Annotated in this window: 20 protein-coding genes; 18 read left to right on the top strand and 2 right to left on the bottom strand. The window is 27.9% G+C overall.

The genetic code is table 11. From position 1 onward, the window contains the following. Positions 1 to 6 precede the first annotated feature (6 nt). From AELL_RS12990 to argS, 8 genes are all read left to right on the top strand, one after another. Entirely contained in the window at positions 7 to 960 is a 954-nt protein-coding gene (locus AELL_RS12990) for a phosphoribosylaminoimidazolesuccinocarboxamide synthase (RefSeq protein ID WP_118918359.1), read from the top strand. 71 nt (positions 961 to 1031) lie between these two features. After that, positions 1032 to 1277, top strand: coding sequence for a phosphoribosylformylglycinamidine synthase subunit PurS (gene purS, locus AELL_RS12985; RefSeq protein ID WP_118918358.1), 246 nt, complete (start codon positions 1032 to 1034; stop codon positions 1275 to 1277). A 1-nt stretch (position 1278) separates the two neighbouring features. Then, complete coding sequence (purQ, locus tag AELL_RS12980; protein WP_118918357.1) at positions 1279 to 1950, top strand: phosphoribosylformylglycinamidine synthase subunit PurQ; 672 nt, start codon at positions 1279 to 1281, stop codon at positions 1948 to 1950. Between the two features lie 34 nt (positions 1951 to 1984). Beyond that, complete coding sequence (locus AELL_RS12975) at positions 1985 to 3055, top strand: SH3 domain-containing protein (RefSeq protein ID WP_118918356.1); 1071 nt, start codon at positions 1985 to 1987, stop codon at positions 3053 to 3055. Beyond that, positions 3042 to 3728, top strand: a complete 687-nt coding sequence (locus AELL_RS12970; RefSeq protein WP_118918355.1) for a lysophospholipid acyltransferase family protein — start codon at positions 3042 to 3044, stop codon at positions 3726 to 3728. Before AELL_RS12975 ends, AELL_RS12970 begins: the two co-directional genes overlap by 14 nt. Beyond that, positions 3718 to 4104 carry a fluoride efflux transporter CrcB gene (crcB, locus tag AELL_RS12965; protein ID WP_118918354.1) on the top strand — a complete coding sequence of 129 codons (387 nt, stop codon included), beginning with the start codon at positions 3718 to 3720 and terminating at the stop codon, positions 4102 to 4104. Before AELL_RS12970 ends, crcB begins: the two co-directional genes overlap by 11 nt. Before the next feature lie 69 nt (positions 4105 to 4173). Beyond that, positions 4174 to 4404: a Sec-independent protein translocase subunit TatA/TatB gene (locus tag AELL_RS12960; protein WP_118918353.1), complete on the top strand. Its 231-nt coding sequence runs from the start codon at positions 4174 to 4176 to the stop codon at positions 4402 to 4404. Positions 4405 to 4413: 9 nt separating this feature from the next. Continuing rightward, on the top strand, positions 4414 to 6003 hold the full coding sequence (gene argS / locus AELL_RS12955) for an arginine--tRNA ligase (RefSeq protein ID WP_118918352.1): 1590 nt from the start codon (positions 4414 to 4416) through the stop codon (positions 6001 to 6003). A gap of 138 nt (positions 6004 to 6141) precedes the next feature. Here the strand turns inward: argS and rsfS are convergent, their stop codons facing one another. Both rsfS and nadD read right to left on the bottom strand, forming a co-directional pair. Then, on the bottom strand, positions 6142 to 6468 hold the full coding sequence (rsfS, locus tag AELL_RS12950; RefSeq protein WP_118918351.1) for a ribosome silencing factor: 327 nt from the start codon (positions 6466 to 6468) through the stop codon (positions 6142 to 6144). Further along, a complete protein-coding gene (gene nadD, locus AELL_RS12945; RefSeq protein WP_118918350.1) occupies positions 6465 to 7013 on the bottom strand; it encodes a nicotinate (nicotinamide) nucleotide adenylyltransferase in 549 nt (182 codons plus the stop codon). Before nadD ends, rsfS begins: the two co-directional genes overlap by 4 nt. A gap of 90 nt (positions 7014 to 7103) precedes the next feature. Here nadD and gap point away from each other — a divergent pair, with 90 nt between their 5' ends. From gap to AELL_RS12895, 10 genes are all read left to right on the top strand, one after another. After that, on the top strand, positions 7104 to 8099 hold the full coding sequence (gap, locus tag AELL_RS12940) for a type I glyceraldehyde-3-phosphate dehydrogenase (RefSeq protein ID WP_118918349.1): 996 nt from the start codon (positions 7104 to 7106) through the stop codon (positions 8097 to 8099). A gap of 18 nt (positions 8100 to 8117) precedes the next feature. Beyond that, positions 8118 to 9320, top strand: coding sequence for a phosphoglycerate kinase (locus AELL_RS12935; RefSeq protein ID WP_118918348.1), 1203 nt, complete (start codon positions 8118 to 8120; stop codon positions 9318 to 9320). Further along, positions 9320 to 10030 (top strand): triose-phosphate isomerase, encoded by a 711-nt coding sequence (locus AELL_RS12930; protein WP_118918347.1) that lies wholly within the window; start codon positions 9320 to 9322, stop codon positions 10028 to 10030. The genes AELL_RS12935 and AELL_RS12930 overlap by 1 nt, the downstream gene beginning before the upstream one ends. Before the next feature lies 1 nt (position 10031). Next, positions 10032 to 10853 carry an enoyl-ACP reductase FabI gene (gene fabI, locus AELL_RS12925; RefSeq protein ID WP_118918346.1) on the top strand — a complete coding sequence of 274 codons (822 nt, stop codon included), beginning with the start codon at positions 10032 to 10034 and terminating at the stop codon, positions 10851 to 10853. 95 nt (positions 10854 to 10948) lie between these two features. Continuing rightward, a complete protein-coding gene (gene lysA / locus AELL_RS12920; protein WP_118918345.1) occupies positions 10949 to 12157 on the top strand; it encodes a diaminopimelate decarboxylase in 1209 nt (402 codons plus the stop codon). Positions 12158 to 12167: 10 nt separating this feature from the next. After that, the gene (pheA, locus tag AELL_RS12915) at positions 12168 to 13247 is read left to right on the top strand and encodes a prephenate dehydratase (protein ID WP_118918344.1); all 1080 of its coding nucleotides are present in this window, start codon (positions 12168 to 12170) and stop codon (positions 13245 to 13247) included. A gap of 13 nt (positions 13248 to 13260) precedes the next feature. Beyond that, positions 13261 to 14367, top strand: coding sequence for a histidinol-phosphate transaminase (gene hisC, locus AELL_RS12910; protein ID WP_118918343.1), 1107 nt, complete (start codon positions 13261 to 13263; stop codon positions 14365 to 14367). Positions 14368 to 14379: 12 nt separating this feature from the next. Next, positions 14380 to 16185 (top strand): 1-deoxy-D-xylulose-5-phosphate synthase, encoded by a 1806-nt coding sequence (dxs, locus tag AELL_RS12905; protein ID WP_118918342.1) that lies wholly within the window; start codon positions 14380 to 14382, stop codon positions 16183 to 16185. Then, the gene (locus AELL_RS12900; RefSeq protein WP_118918341.1) at positions 16182 to 16655 is read left to right on the top strand and encodes a hypothetical protein; all 474 of its coding nucleotides are present in this window, start codon (positions 16182 to 16184) and stop codon (positions 16653 to 16655) included. Before dxs ends, AELL_RS12900 begins: the two co-directional genes overlap by 4 nt. Positions 16656 to 16843: 188 nt before the next feature. After that, complete coding sequence (locus AELL_RS12895) at positions 16844 to 17866, top strand: cytochrome-c peroxidase (protein ID WP_118918340.1); 1023 nt, start codon at positions 16844 to 16846, stop codon at positions 17864 to 17866. The last annotated feature ends 16 nt before the right edge of the window (positions 17867 to 17882 follow it).

Raw genomic sequence — 17882 nt, 5'->3', positions numbered from 1 at the left:
AATTGAATGAAAATTAGTGATATTGTAGCACTTGGTCTTTGGCCAGAATCAAAAAAAACTACATCTTTAAAAGGTATTGCCGAACTTGAAGATTTAGGCTATAACTTATTTTATATTGGTAAAAATGCTGATCTTTATACTTGTCCAGGTGAAGATGCAAAAGTTTTATTAGTAAGAAGTGATAGATGTTCAGTATTTGATATTCCATTAAATCTTGAAATTGAAGGAAAAGGTGTTTCTCAAACTGCAATTTCAAATAATGGTGCAAAATTTGCTAAACAATCAGGTATTAGAACAGCTATTTTAGATGAAACAATTGACCAAAGTTTAAGTATCGCTCCTAGATGTCAATTAATGGAATTATGTAAACCATTAGAAGCAGAGATTGATGGAGAAGTAGTTCAATTTGAATTAATTTTTAGAAATTATTTAACAGGCTCTTTATTTGAAGCAACTAAAAAAGGTGAAGACCCTTATGGATTAAATCTTTCTTCAGATTTAAAAGAGTGGTCAAAATTTGAAACACCATTATTTACTCCTACAACAAAAGGTGTAAAAGATATTCCTTTAAATTCACAAAAAGTAAGAGAAATTTTCCCTGAAATTATCTCTAGTTTAGAAAAACTATTTAAAGAATTTACTGAATTTGCGCAAGAGAATGGAATTATTGTAGTTGATACAAAACTTGAAGTTTTTGTTAATTCAAAAGGTGAATGGATTTTAGGAGACGAAATTTTAACTCCTGAAAGTTCAAGATTTATCTCTAAAGAAGATTTTGATGCAGGTAATTATATCTCTATGGATAAACAAATTTTAAGAGATTTTGGTAAAGCTCAAAACTGGAAAGAACAAGCAAAAGAGTTAAAACCTGGTCAAAAATTAGAAGTAAATGTTCCACAAGAGATTAAAGATAAAATTTTAAGTGGATATACAACTATTCTTAATAGATTAAGTAAATAGGTAAAATCAAGCTAAATTGCTATAAGGCAGTTTTAGATATAATCGCAAAAAATATAAATTGAAGGTGACAAATGAAAGCAATTGTAAATGTAGGATTAAAACAAGGTGTTCTTGATGATCAAGGTAAAGCAACTCATCATGCTTTAGATACATTAGGTTTTAAAGAGATTGTTAAAGATGTAAGAATTGGAAAACAAATTATTATTGAATTAAATTCTTCAAACAAAGAAGATGCTGAAGTTGAAGTTAAAAAAATGTGTGAAAAACTTTTAGCAAATACAGTTATTGAAGATTATAATATAGAAATAGTAGGTTAATATGAAAATATCAGTATTACAATTTCCTGGAACAAACTGCGAATATGATACAAAATATGCTTTTGAGCAACTTGGTTGTGAAGTAGAAATTATATGGCACAAAGAGAATAAAATCCCATCGGACACTGATTTAGTTGTAATTCCAGGAGGATTCTCTTATGGTGATTATTTAAGAAGTGGAGCAATTGCAAGATTTGCAAATGTTATGGAATCTGTAAAAGAGTATGCTTCAAAAGGTGGAAAAGTTTTAGGAATTTGTAATGGATTTCAAATTTTATTAGAAGCTGGATTATTACCTGGGGCTATGAAAAGAAATGATTCTTTACATTTTATCTCTAAATATCACACTTTAAAAGTAATTAATAATGATAATACATTTTTATCTTTAACAAAAAAAGGTGAAGTATTAAATATTCCAGTTGCACACCACGATGGAAATTATTATATTGATGCACAAGGTTTAAAAGAGTTAGAAGAAAATAATCAAATCCTTTTAAAATATTGTGACAAAGATGGAAACTTAGTAAATATGAATGGTTCAGTTTCTAATATTGCTGGAATTTGTAATAAAGAGAAAAATGTATTCGGACTTATGCCACACCCTGAAAGAGCTATTGAAGAAATTTTAGGTTCAGTTGATGGTGTTAATATGTTAAAGGGTTTTTTACAATAAAGAGATGATAAATCTCTTTATGTAAAAAAATAAAATGAGAAAAACATTTTTATTAATAACTTTACTTTTCACTTTCTTTTCAATTGAGCTTTTTGCTGCAAAAAATTTATATTTATCTTATAAAAAAATTCCAAGTAATGTATATAAAAATCAAAAATTTGAAGTTGTTGTTAAAGCTTTAGTTACAACAAATAACTTTACAAATCTAACAAGTTCTTTTTCTGAATCATCAAATATAACTTTATTAAATCCAAACTCTTCATGGAAAAAAATATCAAACGATACTTATGAAAATAGTTATTATTTTAAAGTAAAATCAGGAAATTTTAGATTACCTGATATAGAAGTAAAACTATGGAGTGGTGATTCATTAATTGATATTAGCCAATTATCAAGTACACCAATTAGATATTCAGATATTGGAAATGGTGATGATAGATTTTCAAATATAATTGCAGATAATATTTTACTAAAAGCATATAAAACTAAACAATATAATAATAAAGAAGCATTGACAATCATAGATATAGATGCACAAAATTCAAATTTAGAAGATTTTAAATTAAAAAATATAGAAGAACAAGGTATTTCAAATATAAAAGAGTGGGAAGGAACACAGAATTTAGTTTATTATTTTGTAACACCTATTTATCAAAAAAATTTGATATTTACCTATTATAATTCAATGACTAAAAGTTTTAAAGATGTTAAAATTCCTTTAATTTTACAAAATGAATTAGTAAGTACTCAAACAGACTTAAACCCAAATGATTCTACTTTTGAAAAATATAAAAAAGTTGCAGCAATAATTGTTTTTATTTTATTTTTATTACTATTTATTTGGAAAAGAAAAAAATGGTTATTATTACTTGTTGTAATTACTTTTGTAGTTGCAGTTCTTTATAATTTACCAAATCAAAAAGGTATAGTAAAACAAGACTCTTTTGTTTATATTTTACCTACAAAAAATTCAACAATATTTTTCAAAGTTGATAAAGAAGAAAAAGTTGAAATTTTACAAAGAAAAAATGGTTTTATAAAAATTTTAGGTGTTGATAATGGTTTTATTGGCTGGATAAAGGAAGAGAGTTTTGGCACGAATTAGAGGAATCATACTTTTTATACAATTTTCAATAACTGTTGCAATTACAGTATTATGTATGTACATTTTTAGAAATCATACACATAAAGTAATAAAGGTTTGGATGAATTTTCAAATGTTTGTTCTTGGAATAAAACTAGAAATTGAAGGTAAACTTGATGAATCATGTGATATGTTAATTATGAATCATCAATCGTTACTTGATATTATTGTTATTGAATACATTCATTCAAGAGATTTAGCTTGGGTTGCAAAAAAAGAGATTACTGACTTGTTTTTCTTTGGTCATATTATAAAAGCTCCAAGAATGATAAGTGTTGATAGAGAAAATAAAGCAGGAATCATTCATTTATTAAAAGAAGCAAAAGATAGACTTGATAAAAAAAGACCAATTGCAATGTTCCCAGAAGGAACTAGAAGTGATGGAACTAAAATGGGAAGTTTTAAACCAGGTGCTAAAATGGTTGCAAATAAATATAATTTAAAAGTGCAACCAATTATTTTATTTAATACAAGAAATATTGTAGATTCAAAAAGTCTAAAAGCAGCCCCTGGTGTTGTAAAAGTTGTTTTTTTAGAACCAGTTCAAGCTTCAAAAGATTCAACTTGGTTTGAAGATACAGAAATAAAAATGAAAGAAGTGTTTAATAAAGAGTACAAAAAGTATGTTTCTTAGTTGGCAAACAATTTTAGCTATTGGTTTTGGAGGATTTCTAGGAGCAATAGCAAGAGCATATGCAGTTCATTTTACAAATAAACATATTCCTTTAGAATTTCCACTAGGAATATTATTAGTAAATTTAATAGGTTCTTTCATTATAGGTGTATTATTTGCCTATTTCTCTCATTATACAGTTTCAATGAATTTAAAAGCTTTTTTAACAACAGGTTTTTTAGGAGCTTTAACTACTTATTCTACTTTTGCAATTGAAACTTATTTACTATTTGGTACTTCAATTTATCTTGCAATTTTAAATATTTCATTAAATTTAATAGGAACAATTTTATTCGCTGGTAGTGGGTATAAGTTAGTTCAATTTTTTCTAAAGTAAGTATCACAAATTTTTTTAAGCATTATGTAGTTATAATATTTTCCAAAATCTATAGAATAAGGATAAGTCATGAGTATGCCAGGTGGTATGGAGTGGTTATTAATAGCATTAGTTGTATTATTATTGTTTGGTGGTAAAAAAATACCTGAGCTAGCAAAAGGATTAGGTTCTGGAATCAAAAACTTTAAAAAAGCTGTAAAAGATGATGATGAAGAAGTTGCAGATGCAAAAAAAGTTGATGAAATTGAAAAAAAATCAGAAGTAAATACAACTGATAAAAATGAAACAAAACAATCATAAGAGAAAGTATTGCAAAATTTAGTAAAAGAATTTATTGAAAAAACATTAGAGACAAATGTAGTCCTAGAAAAACCAAAAGATATAACTTTTGGTCATTATGCGACGCCAGTTGCATTCTCTTTAGCAAAAGAGTTAAAAAAATCACCAATGGCTATTGCTGATGAATTAGTTTCAAAATTTGATAACTGTGAAATGTTTGAAAAAGTTGAAGCTGTTAAAGGATTTATAAATTTTAAACTCTCTTCATCTTTTTTATTATCATTAGTAAATGATGCATTATTAAATAAAGATAATTTTGCAAAACAAGAAAAAAAAGATGAAAAAATTCTATTAGAGTATGTTTCTGCAAATCCAACTGGACCATTACACATAGGTCATGCAAGAGGTGCAATCGCTGGAGATTCATTAGCTAGAGTGGGAAGACATTTAGGTTTTGATATTACAACTGAATATTATATAAATGATGCTGGTGCTCAAATGGATATGTTAGGATTATCTATTTCTTTAGCAGCAAGGGATTTTTTATTAAATGAAGATGTTGAATATCCTGAAACTTACTATAGAGGTGAATATTTAATAGATATTGCAAAACAGATTCAAGCAACTCATGGAAATGAAATATTTTATGATGAATCAAGATTTAAAGAGATGGCTAGATTTGGTAAAGATGAAGTGATGAAAATCATCATTAAAGATTTAAAAGATTTAGGTATTGAGTTTGAAAATTTTGTTTCAGAACAGTCTTTATATTATGCTTGGGATGAAACAAAAAAAGTTCTTGAAAAAAATGGTTCATTATATGAAAAAAATGAAAAAATCTATTTAAAATCAACTCAATATGGTGATGATTCAGATAGAGTTGTTGTAAGAGATAATGGAATACCAACTTATTTAGCTGGAGATATCATTTATCACAAAGATAAATATGATAGAAATTATGACAGATATATAAATATTTGGGGTGCAGATCACCATGGATATATTCCAAGAGTAAAAGCTGCAATTGAATTTTTAGGAAATGATTCTTCAAAACTTGAAGTTATTTTATCTCAAATGGTTCAATTACTTAAAGGTGGAGAACCTTATAAAATGAGTAAAAGAGCTGGAAATGTTATTTTAATGTCAGATATAACTGAAGAAATTGGTGCTGATGCATTAAGATTTATTTTCTTAACAAGAAAAAGTGATACTCATTTAGAGTTTGATATTGATATGTTAAAAAATCAAGATTCATCAAACCCAATTTTTTATATAAACTATGCACATGCAAGAATTAATCAAGTTTTTGTAAAAGCTGGAATAACACAAGATGAGATAAAAGATATAAATTTTGAGAATTTAAACCAAGATGGTTTAAATTTAGTTTATGAATCACTACTTCTTGAATCAATATTAAATGAAGCATTTGCAAAAAGAGATATGCAAAAGATTACTGAGTATTTATATTCACTTGCATCATCAGTTCATAAATTTTACAATGAACACAAAGTTATTGGTAGTGATGAACAAAATTTATATTTAAAAGTATTAGCAATGGCAGCATTAAGTATTAATGTTGGATTATCTTTATTAGGGATTAAGGCTAAGGATATAATGTAATGAAATGGGTAATTGGGATTCTGATTATTATAGTTTGTTATGCGATTTATACAGGTAATATGGGTGGGGCAAGAGATGCAGCATCTAATTACAATAAGCTTTTAAGGGGAGGGGGAGAATAATAATTCTTCCCTTTTTTTATATCTCTTTATTACCTAAAGTAGATAAAAACTCTTCAAGTGAATATTTTGTTCTATATTTTTCACTCATTAAATGAATAAAAACATCACCTAAATCAATAATTGTCCACTCATCATCTTCATCAACTCTTAAAAACTCTTCACCTTGTGGTTTTAAATCTGTTTTTAAGTAGTTTAAAAGAGCAAAACCATGTTTTGGATTTAATGTTGTAGCAATTACAACATAATCAACAATATAGTCTTTTGATGTTAAATCAATAACTTCAATATTTTCTGCTTTTTTATCATCTAATATTTTTTTTATGTTTTCTAATCTTGTATTCAAAAACTTTTACCTTTTGTTAGATTTAATATATCATTTTTAATTTCAGATGGAATATATTTTATATCAATTTGTTCTCTTAATGAACTTGAACTAATATTTATATTTACATCCAAAATTTTAAATTTCTTAGCTTCATTTGATTCAAAACCTTTTCTAGTTACAACTACAAATTCTGTAATCTTTTTTAAATCTTCAATCTTATACCATTTATTTAAACTTTCTAGGTTATCTTCTCCTAAAATAAAATATATTTTAGAAGTTTGATATAAGTTTTTCAAATAAGATACAGTATCAAAGCTATAACAAACTTTTTCTTGATTTATTTCATAATCAGAAATTTCAACTTTTTTAAATTTATGAAAAACTTTTTTTAATAGTTCAAATCTAGTTTTAGGTTCAAAATAAAAGCTATTTTTAAAGGGATTCAAATATGTGGGAACAATTATTAATTTATCAATATCAAGTTGTTTTAATGCAGTTTCAACAATAGCAACATGAGCTATATGAATTGGGTCAAAACTACCACCAAATATTGCAATTCGCACCTATTTAAAACCTTTCTAATATACTTAAATATTATTATAGCAATTTTTCGATAAAATATCTACCATTTAGATTTATATTAAAGGGAACAAATGGCTGTTAAAGTTGCAATAAATGGTTTAGGAAGAATCGGAAGATGCGTAGCAAGAATAATTGCAAGTCGAGACGATGTTGAGTTAGTGGCTGCAAATGCTAGTGGTAGTGAAGAAATGATTCAATATAATTTAAAATATGACACAGTTCACGGACCAAGACTTGATGTAAAAGTTGAAGATGGATATATTTATATTGGTAAAGATAAAGCTAAATTGTTAAGTGAAAGAGACCCTTCTAAAATCGATTTTGCTTCATATGGTGCTGATGTTGTTTTAGAGTGTACTGGTGCATTTCTAACACAAGAGTCTTGCCAAGCTTATATTGATAATGGTGTAAAAAAAGTTGTTATTTCTGCACCTGCAAAAGATGATACTCCTACATTTGTAATGGGTGCAAATGAAGATACATATGCAGGACAACCAATTGTATCAAATGCTTCTTGTACAACAAATGGTTTAGCACCTGTGGCACGTGTATTAGATGATGCATTTGGAATTGAAAAAGGTTTAATGACAACAATTCACTCATATACTTCATCTCAACCAATTTTAGATGCAAAAGATAAAAAAGATCCAAGAAAAGGAAGAGCTGGAGCTACAAACTTAACTCCTTCAAGTACAGGTGCAGCTAAAGCAATTGGATTAGTAATACCTCACTTAAAAGGTAAATTAAATGGTCAAGCAATTAGAGTACCAACTCCTAATGTTTCTTTAGTAGATTTAACAGTAACTCTTAAAAAAGATGTAACTAAAGAAGAAGTAATTGCAGCATTTAAAACTTCAGCTGAAGGTAATTTAAAAGGTATCTTAGGTGTTGATGAAGAGTACAGAGTAAGTTCAGATTTTAATGGTGAAACTTTATCAACAGTTGTTCCACTTGATACAATTCAAGTTATTGAAGGAAACATGGTAAAAATTTTATCTTGGTATGACAATGAGTGGGGATATTCAACAAGATTAGTGGACATGGGTGTTCACGTAGCAACAAAATAATTTTTTCAAGGATAAAAATTGAAATTACAAGAAATCAAAAATATTGACATCACAGGAAAAAAAGTTTTTATTAGATGTGATTTTAACGTTCCAATGGATGAAGACAATAATATTACTGATGATAGAAGAATTAGAAGTGCATTAAATACAATTAGATATTGTATTGATAATGATTGTTCTGTTATTTTAGCATCACATTTTGGAAGACCAAAAGGTGGATTTGAAGAAAAATACTCTTTACTTCCAATTGCAAAAAGATTACATATTTTATTAAAACAAGATATTAAAATGGCACCAGGTGTTGTTTGTGACGAAACACTTAAAATGGCAAATGAATTAAAAGCTGGTGAAATTTTACTTCTTGAAAATATGAGATTTGAACTTGGTGAAACAAAAAATGATGAAGAGTTAAGTAAAAAACTAGCTTCAATGGCTGATGTTTATATCAATGATGCTTTTGGAGTTTCTCACAGAGCTCATGCTTCTGTTGAAGGTATTGCAAAATATTTTGATATGAATCATAAAGCTGCTGGATTCTTAATGGCAAAAGAGATTAAATTTTTCCATCATATAGTTCATAATCCAAAAAGACCATTTGTATCAATAGTAGGTGGTTCAAAAGTTTCTGGAAAATTAGAAGCACTTTATAACTTAGTTCCAAAAGTTGACAAAATCTTAATTGGTGGAGGAATGGCATTTACATTCTTAAAAGCATTAGGATATGAAATTGGAAACTCTTTAGTTGAAGATGATTTAATCCCTGAAGCACTAAAAATTATGGATGAAGCTAAAAAATTAGGTGTAAAATTATACTTACCTGTTGATGTTGTTGCAGCAGAAGCATTTAGTGCTGAAGCAATTGCTAAAATAGTTCCAGTTCAAGAGATACCAAAAGGTTGGATGGGATTAGATATTGGACCAGCAACAGCTTTATTATTTGATGAAGCTTTAGAAGATGCAAATACTATTTTATGGAATGGACCAATGGGTGTATATGAAATGGATAAATTTGCAAAAGGAAGTACAAAAATTTCTCACGCTGTAGCTAGTTCATTTGCAACAACTGTAGTTGGTGGAGGAGATACGGCAGACTTAGTAAGAATTACTGGTGATGAAGATGATATGACATTTATTTCTACTGGTGGAGGAGCTTCATTAGAATTAATTGAAGGAAAAATTTTACCAGGAGTTAAGGCTTTAGTTCTTGAGGAAGATAATTAATGTCTATAATTGCAAGTAATTTTAAAACAAATCATACAAGAAAATCAACAGCTTTATTTATAAATGAAGTGAATGAATATTTAAAAAAAGAGAATATTTTAAGTGAAGTTTATGTGTTCCCTACGGCAACTTCTCTTGATTTCTTTGAAACTGAAGCAAATTTTATTGTAGGAACTCAAAATGCTTATGCAACGGCAAGTGGTTCATTTACTGGTGAAATTGGTACAGTTCAACTTGATGAGTTTGAAATTAAAACAATTTTAATAGGACATAGTGAAAGAAGACATATTTTAGGTGAAACTCAAGATTTAATAGCTCAAAAATATGAATTTTATAAAAATTTAGGATATAAAATAATATATTGTATAGGTGAACCTTTAGAAGTTAAAAATCAAGGTATTGAAAAAACTTTAGAATATATTTATGAACAATTTGTTGGAATTGATACAAATTATGAAAATCTTATTCTTGCATATGAACCTGTTTGGGCCATTGGAACAGGAGTTACTGCAACAAATGATGATATAAAAAATGTACATAATGCAATAAAAGAGAAAATTAATAAACCACTTTTATATGGTGGAAGTGTAAAAGTTGAAAATGTAAGAGAAATTTGTCAAATACCAAATGTTGATGGTGCTTTAATTGGAACAGCTTCTTGGAAAGTTGAAGACTTTATACAAATAATAGAAAATACAAAGGATTTATAAGATGTTTATGAAAGGTAAAAAAGGTGTAATTTTAGGTGTTGCAAATGATAAATCAATTGCTTATGGAATTGCAAAAGCATGTGCAGCTCAAGGTGCACAAATAGCATTTACTTACTTAAATGATGCTCTTAAAAAAAGAGTTGAACCAATCGCAGCTGAGTTTGGAAGCGAAAATTTAGTTTATCCTTGTGATGTTTCAAAACCTGAGGAAATTAAAGCTTTAAAAGAGTCTTTAGAAAAAGATTTAGGACAAATTGATTTTATTGTTCACTCTATTGCTTTTGCTCCAAAAGAGGGATTATCAGGAAGATTTTATGATATTTCTAAAGAGGCATTTGATATTGCTATGGATATTTCTGTTTACTCTTTAATTGAAGTTGTAAGAGAATTAAAACCTTTATTATCTGAAAATTCATCTGTTTTAACTCTTTCATATTATGGTGGAGTAAAATATATTCCAAACTATAATTTAATGGGTGTAGCAAAAGCTGCACTTGAAATGACAACAAAATATTTAGCTGAAGATTTAGGAAAAGATGGAATTAGAGTAAATGCTATTTCTGCAGGACCTATTAAAACTTTAGCAGCAGCTGGAATTGGTGATTTTAGATTTATGCTAAAATGGAATGAAGCTCACTCTCCACTTAAAAAGAATGTTTCAATTGATGAAGTTGGAAATTCAGGAATGTATCTATTATCAGATTTAAGTAGTGCGGTAACTGGTGAAATTCATTATGTTGATAGTGGATTTAACATTATGGGAATGCCAGCAGTTGAGTTTGAAGATGGAAAACCAAGAATTGCTTGGAATGGTGAAAAGTAGTCAAAAGCTTTTGCTTTTGACTATAAAATAAAATTTTACTTTTAAATTTATAAAAATTTTAAATTAAGATTTTAAAGATAGGATAATTATAAAAGATGAGTATTAATTTTAAAGAGTTAGCAAATAAATATCAAACACCATATTATGTATATGATTTTGACCACATTACAAAACAATATGAAGAATTAAAAGGTGCATTTAGAGCAAGAAAATCTCTAATTGCATATGCAGTTAAAGCAAATTCAAACTTAAGTGTAATTAAACATTTGGCAAATCTTGGAGCTGGAGCTGATTGTGTTTCTATTGGTGAAGTAAAACGAGCTTTAAAGGTTGGAATTCCAGCATATAAAATCATATTTTCAGGTGTTGGGAAAATCGATGATGAAATAAGACAAGCTTTAGAACTTGATATTTTAATGATAAATGTTGAAAGTGATGCTGAATTGCAAAGAGTTGAAATTATTGCAAAAGAGTTAGGAAAAGTTGCAAGAATTTCTATTAGAGTTAATCCAAATATAGACCCAAAAACACATCCATATATTTCTACTGGATTACATGAAAATAAATTTGGAGTTGATATTGATACAGCAAAAAGAATGTATATTCAATGTAAAAATTCTGAAAATTTAGACCCAGTTGGAATTCACTGTCATATAGGTTCTCAATTAACTCAATTACAACCAATTAAAGAATCAGTAAAAATTATTGCAGATTTAGTAAGAAATTTAAAAGCAATAAAAATCGAACTTTCATTTATGGATATCGGTGGAGGACTTGGAATTGTTTATAAAGATGAAAAACTAATTGATACAAATGAATATGCACAATCTGTATTAGAGACGATGTTTGGTTTAGATATAACAGTTATTTGTGAACCAGGGAGATTTATGGTTGGAAATGCTGGAACATTTGTAACAAAAGTTTTATATGAAAAAGTAAATGGAAATAAAAGATTTGTTATTGTTGATGGAGCTATGAATGATTTAATTAGACCAGCTTTATATAATGCTTATCATAAAATTGAAGTGTTAAATGATAATCAAGAGTTCTCTGATTGTAATTTAGTTGGTCCTGTTTGTGAAAGTGGAGATTTTTTTGCAAAAAATATTGAATTACCAAAAACACAACATAATGATTTAGTTGCTATTTATAGTGCTGGAGCTTATGGATTTACGATGTCAAGCAACTATAATACAAGAGGAAAAGTTGCTGAAATTGCTATTGAAAATGGACAAGATAGATTAATTAGAAGAAGAGAAACTTTTGAAGATTTAATTGCTTTAGAAGAAGAGTTTATAAAATAGAAAGGTCATTATGAGTGATGAAAATGGATTATTGGAACTAAGAAACCAATTAGATACAATTGATAATAAACTTTTAGATTTAATTAATGAAAGAATGCAAATTGTTCATAAAGTTGGAGCCTTAAAAGCCAAAAGTGGTGGAGCAATTTATAGACCTGAAAGAGAAAAAGCAATTATTGAAAGACTTGAAAAAATAAATCAAGAAAAAAAAGGTTTATTAAATAAAAGTGCAATTGAAGCACTTTTTTTAGAGATTTTTGCAATTTCAAGAAATTTAGAATTACCTGAAAATATTGGTTATTTAGGACCTGAAGGAAGTTTTACACACCAAGCAGCAGAAGCTAGATTTGGTGCGATGAGTTCTTATATTCCAATTAGTTCAATCAAAGGTGTATTTAAAGAGGTTGATACAAAAAAAGTTAAATTTGGAGTTGTTCCTATAGAAAACTCTTCAAATGGAATTGTAAATGATACAATCAATGGGTTTAGTAAATATAATTTAAAAATTATTGCAGAAGTTGTACTTGATATTCATCACACTTTAGCTTCAACTTGCGATAAAATAACTGATATTAAAAAAATTTATTCAAAAGATATTGCATTTGACCAATGTAGAAGATTTTTAACAAATTTTGGTTTAGATGAAGCGGAATTAATTCCAATAGAATCAACAACAAAAGCAGCAAAAATAGCTGCAAGTGAACCAAATAGTGCAGCAATTTGTCCTCATGTTGGTGCAAAACTATACAATCTTCCAATATTATTTGAAAATATTGAAGATAAAGATAACAATAAAACAAGATTTTTTATAATTAGTGATTTTGAAAATGCTCCAAGTGGAAATGACAAAACATCAATTTTAGTAAAATTTCCAAATGAACAAGGTGCACTTGTTAGATTTTTAAATGATTTTAATGATGCAAAAATAAATTTAACAAAAATAAAATCACATATTGTTGAAGGAAATTCAATCTTTTTTATAGATTTTGATGGTCATAAAGATGATGAAAATGTGAAAAAAGTTTTAGAAAAACACAAAAATAGTGTAAAAATCTTAGGTTCTTACGTAAAAGAAGTAAACGATATATAAAATAGGAAATATTATGGAATTTAATAAAGTATTAGAAAATGTTTCAACATATGAAGCAGGAAAACCAATCGAATTAGTTGTAAGAGAGTATGGGGTTAAACCTGAAAATGTAATCAAATTAGCTTCAAATGAAAATCCTTATGGAACATCTCCAAAAGTTGTAGCAAAGATTCAAGAATTAGCAAAAAATATGTTTGTTTATCCAGATGATTCAATGTATGAATTAAAAGAAGCTTTAGCAAATAAATTTGAAGTTGATAGTAAAAATGTAATCATAGGTTCTGGAAGTGACCAAATTTTAGAGTTCTGTGTTCATGCAAAATGTGAAAAAGGTTCAAAAATTTTAATGGCAAAAACAACTTTTGCTATGTATGAAATTTATGGAAAACAAACTGGTGCAACTATTATTAAAACAGATTCTGAACAACACAATCTTGAAGAGTTCTCAAAACTATATAAAGAACATGGTGCTGATGTAATCTTCTTATGTATTCCAAATAATCCTTTAGGTGAATGTGTAGATAAAGATGATGTTTATGCATTTTTGCAAACGGTTAGTCCTGAAACTTTAGTAGTTGTTGATGGAGCTTATCAAGAGTATGCTTCTTTTAAAGATGAGAAAAAAAGAATTGTAGCAAAAGATTTAATTACAAAGTTCCCAAATGCAATCTATTTAGGAACTTTTTCTAAAGCTTATGCACTTGGTGGAATGAGAGTTGGTTATGGTATCGCGCAAGCTGATATTATTCAAACTTTATATAAATTAAGAGCTCCATTTAATATTACAACTTTGACTTTAGCGGCAGCTATTGAAGCATTAAAAGATGAAGAGTTTGTAAATGAGTGTATTGCTAAAAACTTTGAAGAGATGAAAAGATATGAAGAGTATGCAACAAATAAAGGATTTGAATATATTCCTTCGTATACAAATTTTATAACAATTAGATTTGCAGATAAATTTGTATCAAAAGTTGTAGCACAAAAACTTCTTGAACGTGGAGTAATTGTAAGAGATTTAACTGGTTATGGTCAAAATGCAATTAGAATTACAATAGGAAGAACTGAACAAAATACAAAAGTATTTGAACAATTAGACGAAGTATTAGAAAATTTAAAATAAAGTTTGTTTGAAATGGAAATAAAAGATAAATCACTAGAAGAGTTAAAAGAACTTTCTTGCGAAATAAGAGAAAGAATCATTGATGTTGTATCAAGAAAGGGTGGACACTTTTCATCTACACTTGGTGCAGTTGAGTTAACTCTTGGTATGCATTATGTGTTTGATGCATATAGTGACCCTTTTATTTTTGATGTATCCCATCAATGTTATCCACATAAATTATTAACTGGACGTTGGGAAGAGTTTGAAACTATAAGACAATTTGGTGGCTTAAGTGGTTTTACAAAACCAAATGAATCTGTCGCAGATTATTTTGTAGCAGGGCATAGTTCGACATCAATTTCACTTGCAGTTGGTGCAGCAAAATCAATAAAATTAAAAAATGAAAATAGAATTCCAGTTGTTATGATTGGTGATGGTTCTATGACAGCAGGAATGGTTTATGAAGCTTTAAATGAGCTTGGTGATTTAAAACTTCCTGTTGTGATTATTTTAAATGATAATGAAATGAGTATTGCAAAACCAATTGGTGCAATTTCAAAATATCTTTCAAAACTTCTTGCTGGAAAATATTATCAAGGTTTTAAATCAAAAGTTGATAAATTTATAAGAAATAATATGCCTGAAGGTACTACATATATAGCTAAACGTATGGAAGAGGCTATGAAACTTATTACTCCTGGAATTTTATTTGAAGAGATGGGACTTGATTATATAGGTCCTATTGATGGACATGATTTAGAAGAGGTAATTGAAACTTTAGAAATTGCAAAAGCTATGCAAAAACCTGTTATTGTTCATGCTCATACAATAAAAGGAAAAGGTTATAAAATAGCAGAAGGTCAACACGAAGAGTGGCATGGAGTAGGACCATTTAACATTGAAGATGGTGAATTTGTAAAAAAAATAGCTCCAAAATCAGCAACAGCTGTTTTTGCTGATGCTTTAGTTGAACTTGCAACAAAATATGAAAATGTTGTGGGTGTAACTGCTGCGATGCCAAGTGGTACAGGAATAAATAAACTTATGGATAAGTTTCCTGAAAGATTTTGGGATGTTGCAATTGCAGAACAACATGCAATTACTTCAATGGCAGCAATGGCAAAAGAGGGATTTAAACCATATATTACAATTTATTCAACATTTTTACAAAGAGGATTTGACCAAATAATCCATGATGTTTGTTTGATGAATTTACCAGTTGTTTTTGCAATGGATAGAGCTGGAATTGTTGGAAATGATGGAGAAACACATCAAGGTGCATTTGATATTTCATATTTAAGATTTATTCCTAATATGGTTTTATTTGCTCCAAGAGATAATAAAACTTTAGAATTAGGTCTAGAATTTGCTTATGGTTTACAAAGTCCTTGTGCAATCAGGTATCCAAGAGGAAATTTTAAAGAGTTAAGTAATTTATCTACACAATTTGAATTAGGTAAAGCTGAAATCTTAAAAGAGGGAAAATCAAATAAACTTTTTATTGGTTATGGGGCAGGAGTAAGTCGTGCTATTGAAACAGAAGCTTTACATGAAGAAGATATATCAATTTTAGATTTAAGATTTGTAAAACCAATAGATAAAAATAGTTTGATTGAACTTTCAAAAAAATATGATGATTGGTATGTATTTAGTGATTCACAAAAACAAGGTGGAGTATCAAGTGCTATTTTAGAAGTTCTAAATGATGAAAAAATTCATAACGTACAACTAACATCTTTTGAATATGAAGATAGTTTTATCGAACATGGTGACACAAAACAAGTTGAAGAGAGTCTAGGTTTATTACCTTCTCAATTAGTAAAAAAAATAAAATGATAAAAGATAATTTCACAAACTTATTAAATAATTCATCTTTAGAAGAGTTATCAACTCTTTTAGAAAAAGAGATTATCCAAAGTAATGAAGCAGATTTTTGGAGAGAAAAAACAATACCTTTTTTTGAAGCAGTTTTATCTGTTTTGTTGCCTTTAAAAGAACAAAATTTACTTTTTAATCCTGAAGGGAAAATTGTAGAAAAGTTAGATAGTACTCTATTTTTTAGATGGAGTGATTTAGTTTGTTTAAGAATTTTATATTTTATAATCAAACAAAGTAATGAAAAACAACAACTGTTAAGAACAGGGTATCAAAATAAAACCTACCAAATAATCAATATAGAAAAATTAGAAAACTATCTTTACTCAAATAGAATAAATATTTCAGATGAAGATATTTTAGACTTCCCAATATCTATTTATAATCTTCATATTGGTATAAATTCTATAATAAAAAATCTACTTAAATAAAAAATATTTATATCTTTATAAGTTCAATCAAGATAAAAAATATCCTAAATTAATCTAATAAATCCCATTAAATAGGATATTTTTTATCTTAAATTATAAGAAAAAATTATAAAAAAAATAGTATAAAATTAATTTTCATTTAATAATAATTATCCTATAGTTAAAATTATTAATTTAAAGGAGTGTTTATGAAAATTGTAACATCATTAGCAATTTGTTTATTGGGAGCAAGTTCATTATTTGGAACAACTTTAGTTGAAAAAGCTAAAAATAGTGGTTTAGAAGCAATACCAGCTGATAAAACAAAATTAATGAAGATGATTGATGATAAAAATGATCCAATTACAAAAGAAAAAGTTGAACTTGGTAAAAAATTGTATTTTGATCCAAGACTTTCAAGAAGTGGATTAATTTCATGTAATACTTGTCATAATTTAGCTTTAGGTGGAGCAGATGGAGTTCCTGCTGCAATTGGACATGGATGGACAGCAAATCCTCATCATCTAAATTCACCAACAGTTTATAACTCTGTATTTTTTAAAGCACAATTTTGGGATGGAAGAAGTCCTCACTTAGCAGATCAAGCTCAAGGACCAGTTCAAGCAGGACCTGAAATGGCTGCACCTCCTGCACTTGTTGAGCAAAGAATAAATTCTATTCCAGAATATGTGAATGAATTTAAAACAGCATATGGAAAAGATGTAAAAGTTGATTTTGCAAAAATTACAGCAACAATTGCAACTTTTGAAAAAACTTTAGTAACTCCATCAAGATTTGATAAGTTTTTAAGTGGTGATGAAAAAGCTTTAACAAAAGAGGAAAAAGAGGGATTAAATACATTTATTGACAAAGGTTGTACGGCTTGTCATAGTGGAATAGCTCTTGGTGGAACAATGCAACCATTCCAAGTGGCTTCACAATATAAATTTACAAATGTAGGTGATTTTAAAGGTGATGCAAATGGTATGGTTAAAACACCAACATTAAGAAATATTACAGAAACAGCACCATATTTCCATAATGGACAAATTTGGTCTTTAAATGAAGCTGTAAAAGAGATGGGTTCAGTTCAATTAGGAATTAATATTTCTGATGAAGATTCAGCAAAAATTGTAACTTTCTTAAAATCATTAAAAGGTGACAAACCACAAATTATCTACCCACAACTTCCAGAATCTACAATGGAAACTGAAAAACCAACATTTAACTAAAAATTTAAGAGGAAAT

It is taken from the genome of Arcobacter ellisii (genome assembly GCF_003544915.1).
Lineage (GTDB): Bacteria > Campylobacterota > Campylobacteria > Campylobacterales > Arcobacteraceae > Aliarcobacter > Aliarcobacter ellisii.
This window is presented reverse-complemented; position numbering and strand designations above follow the sequence as displayed.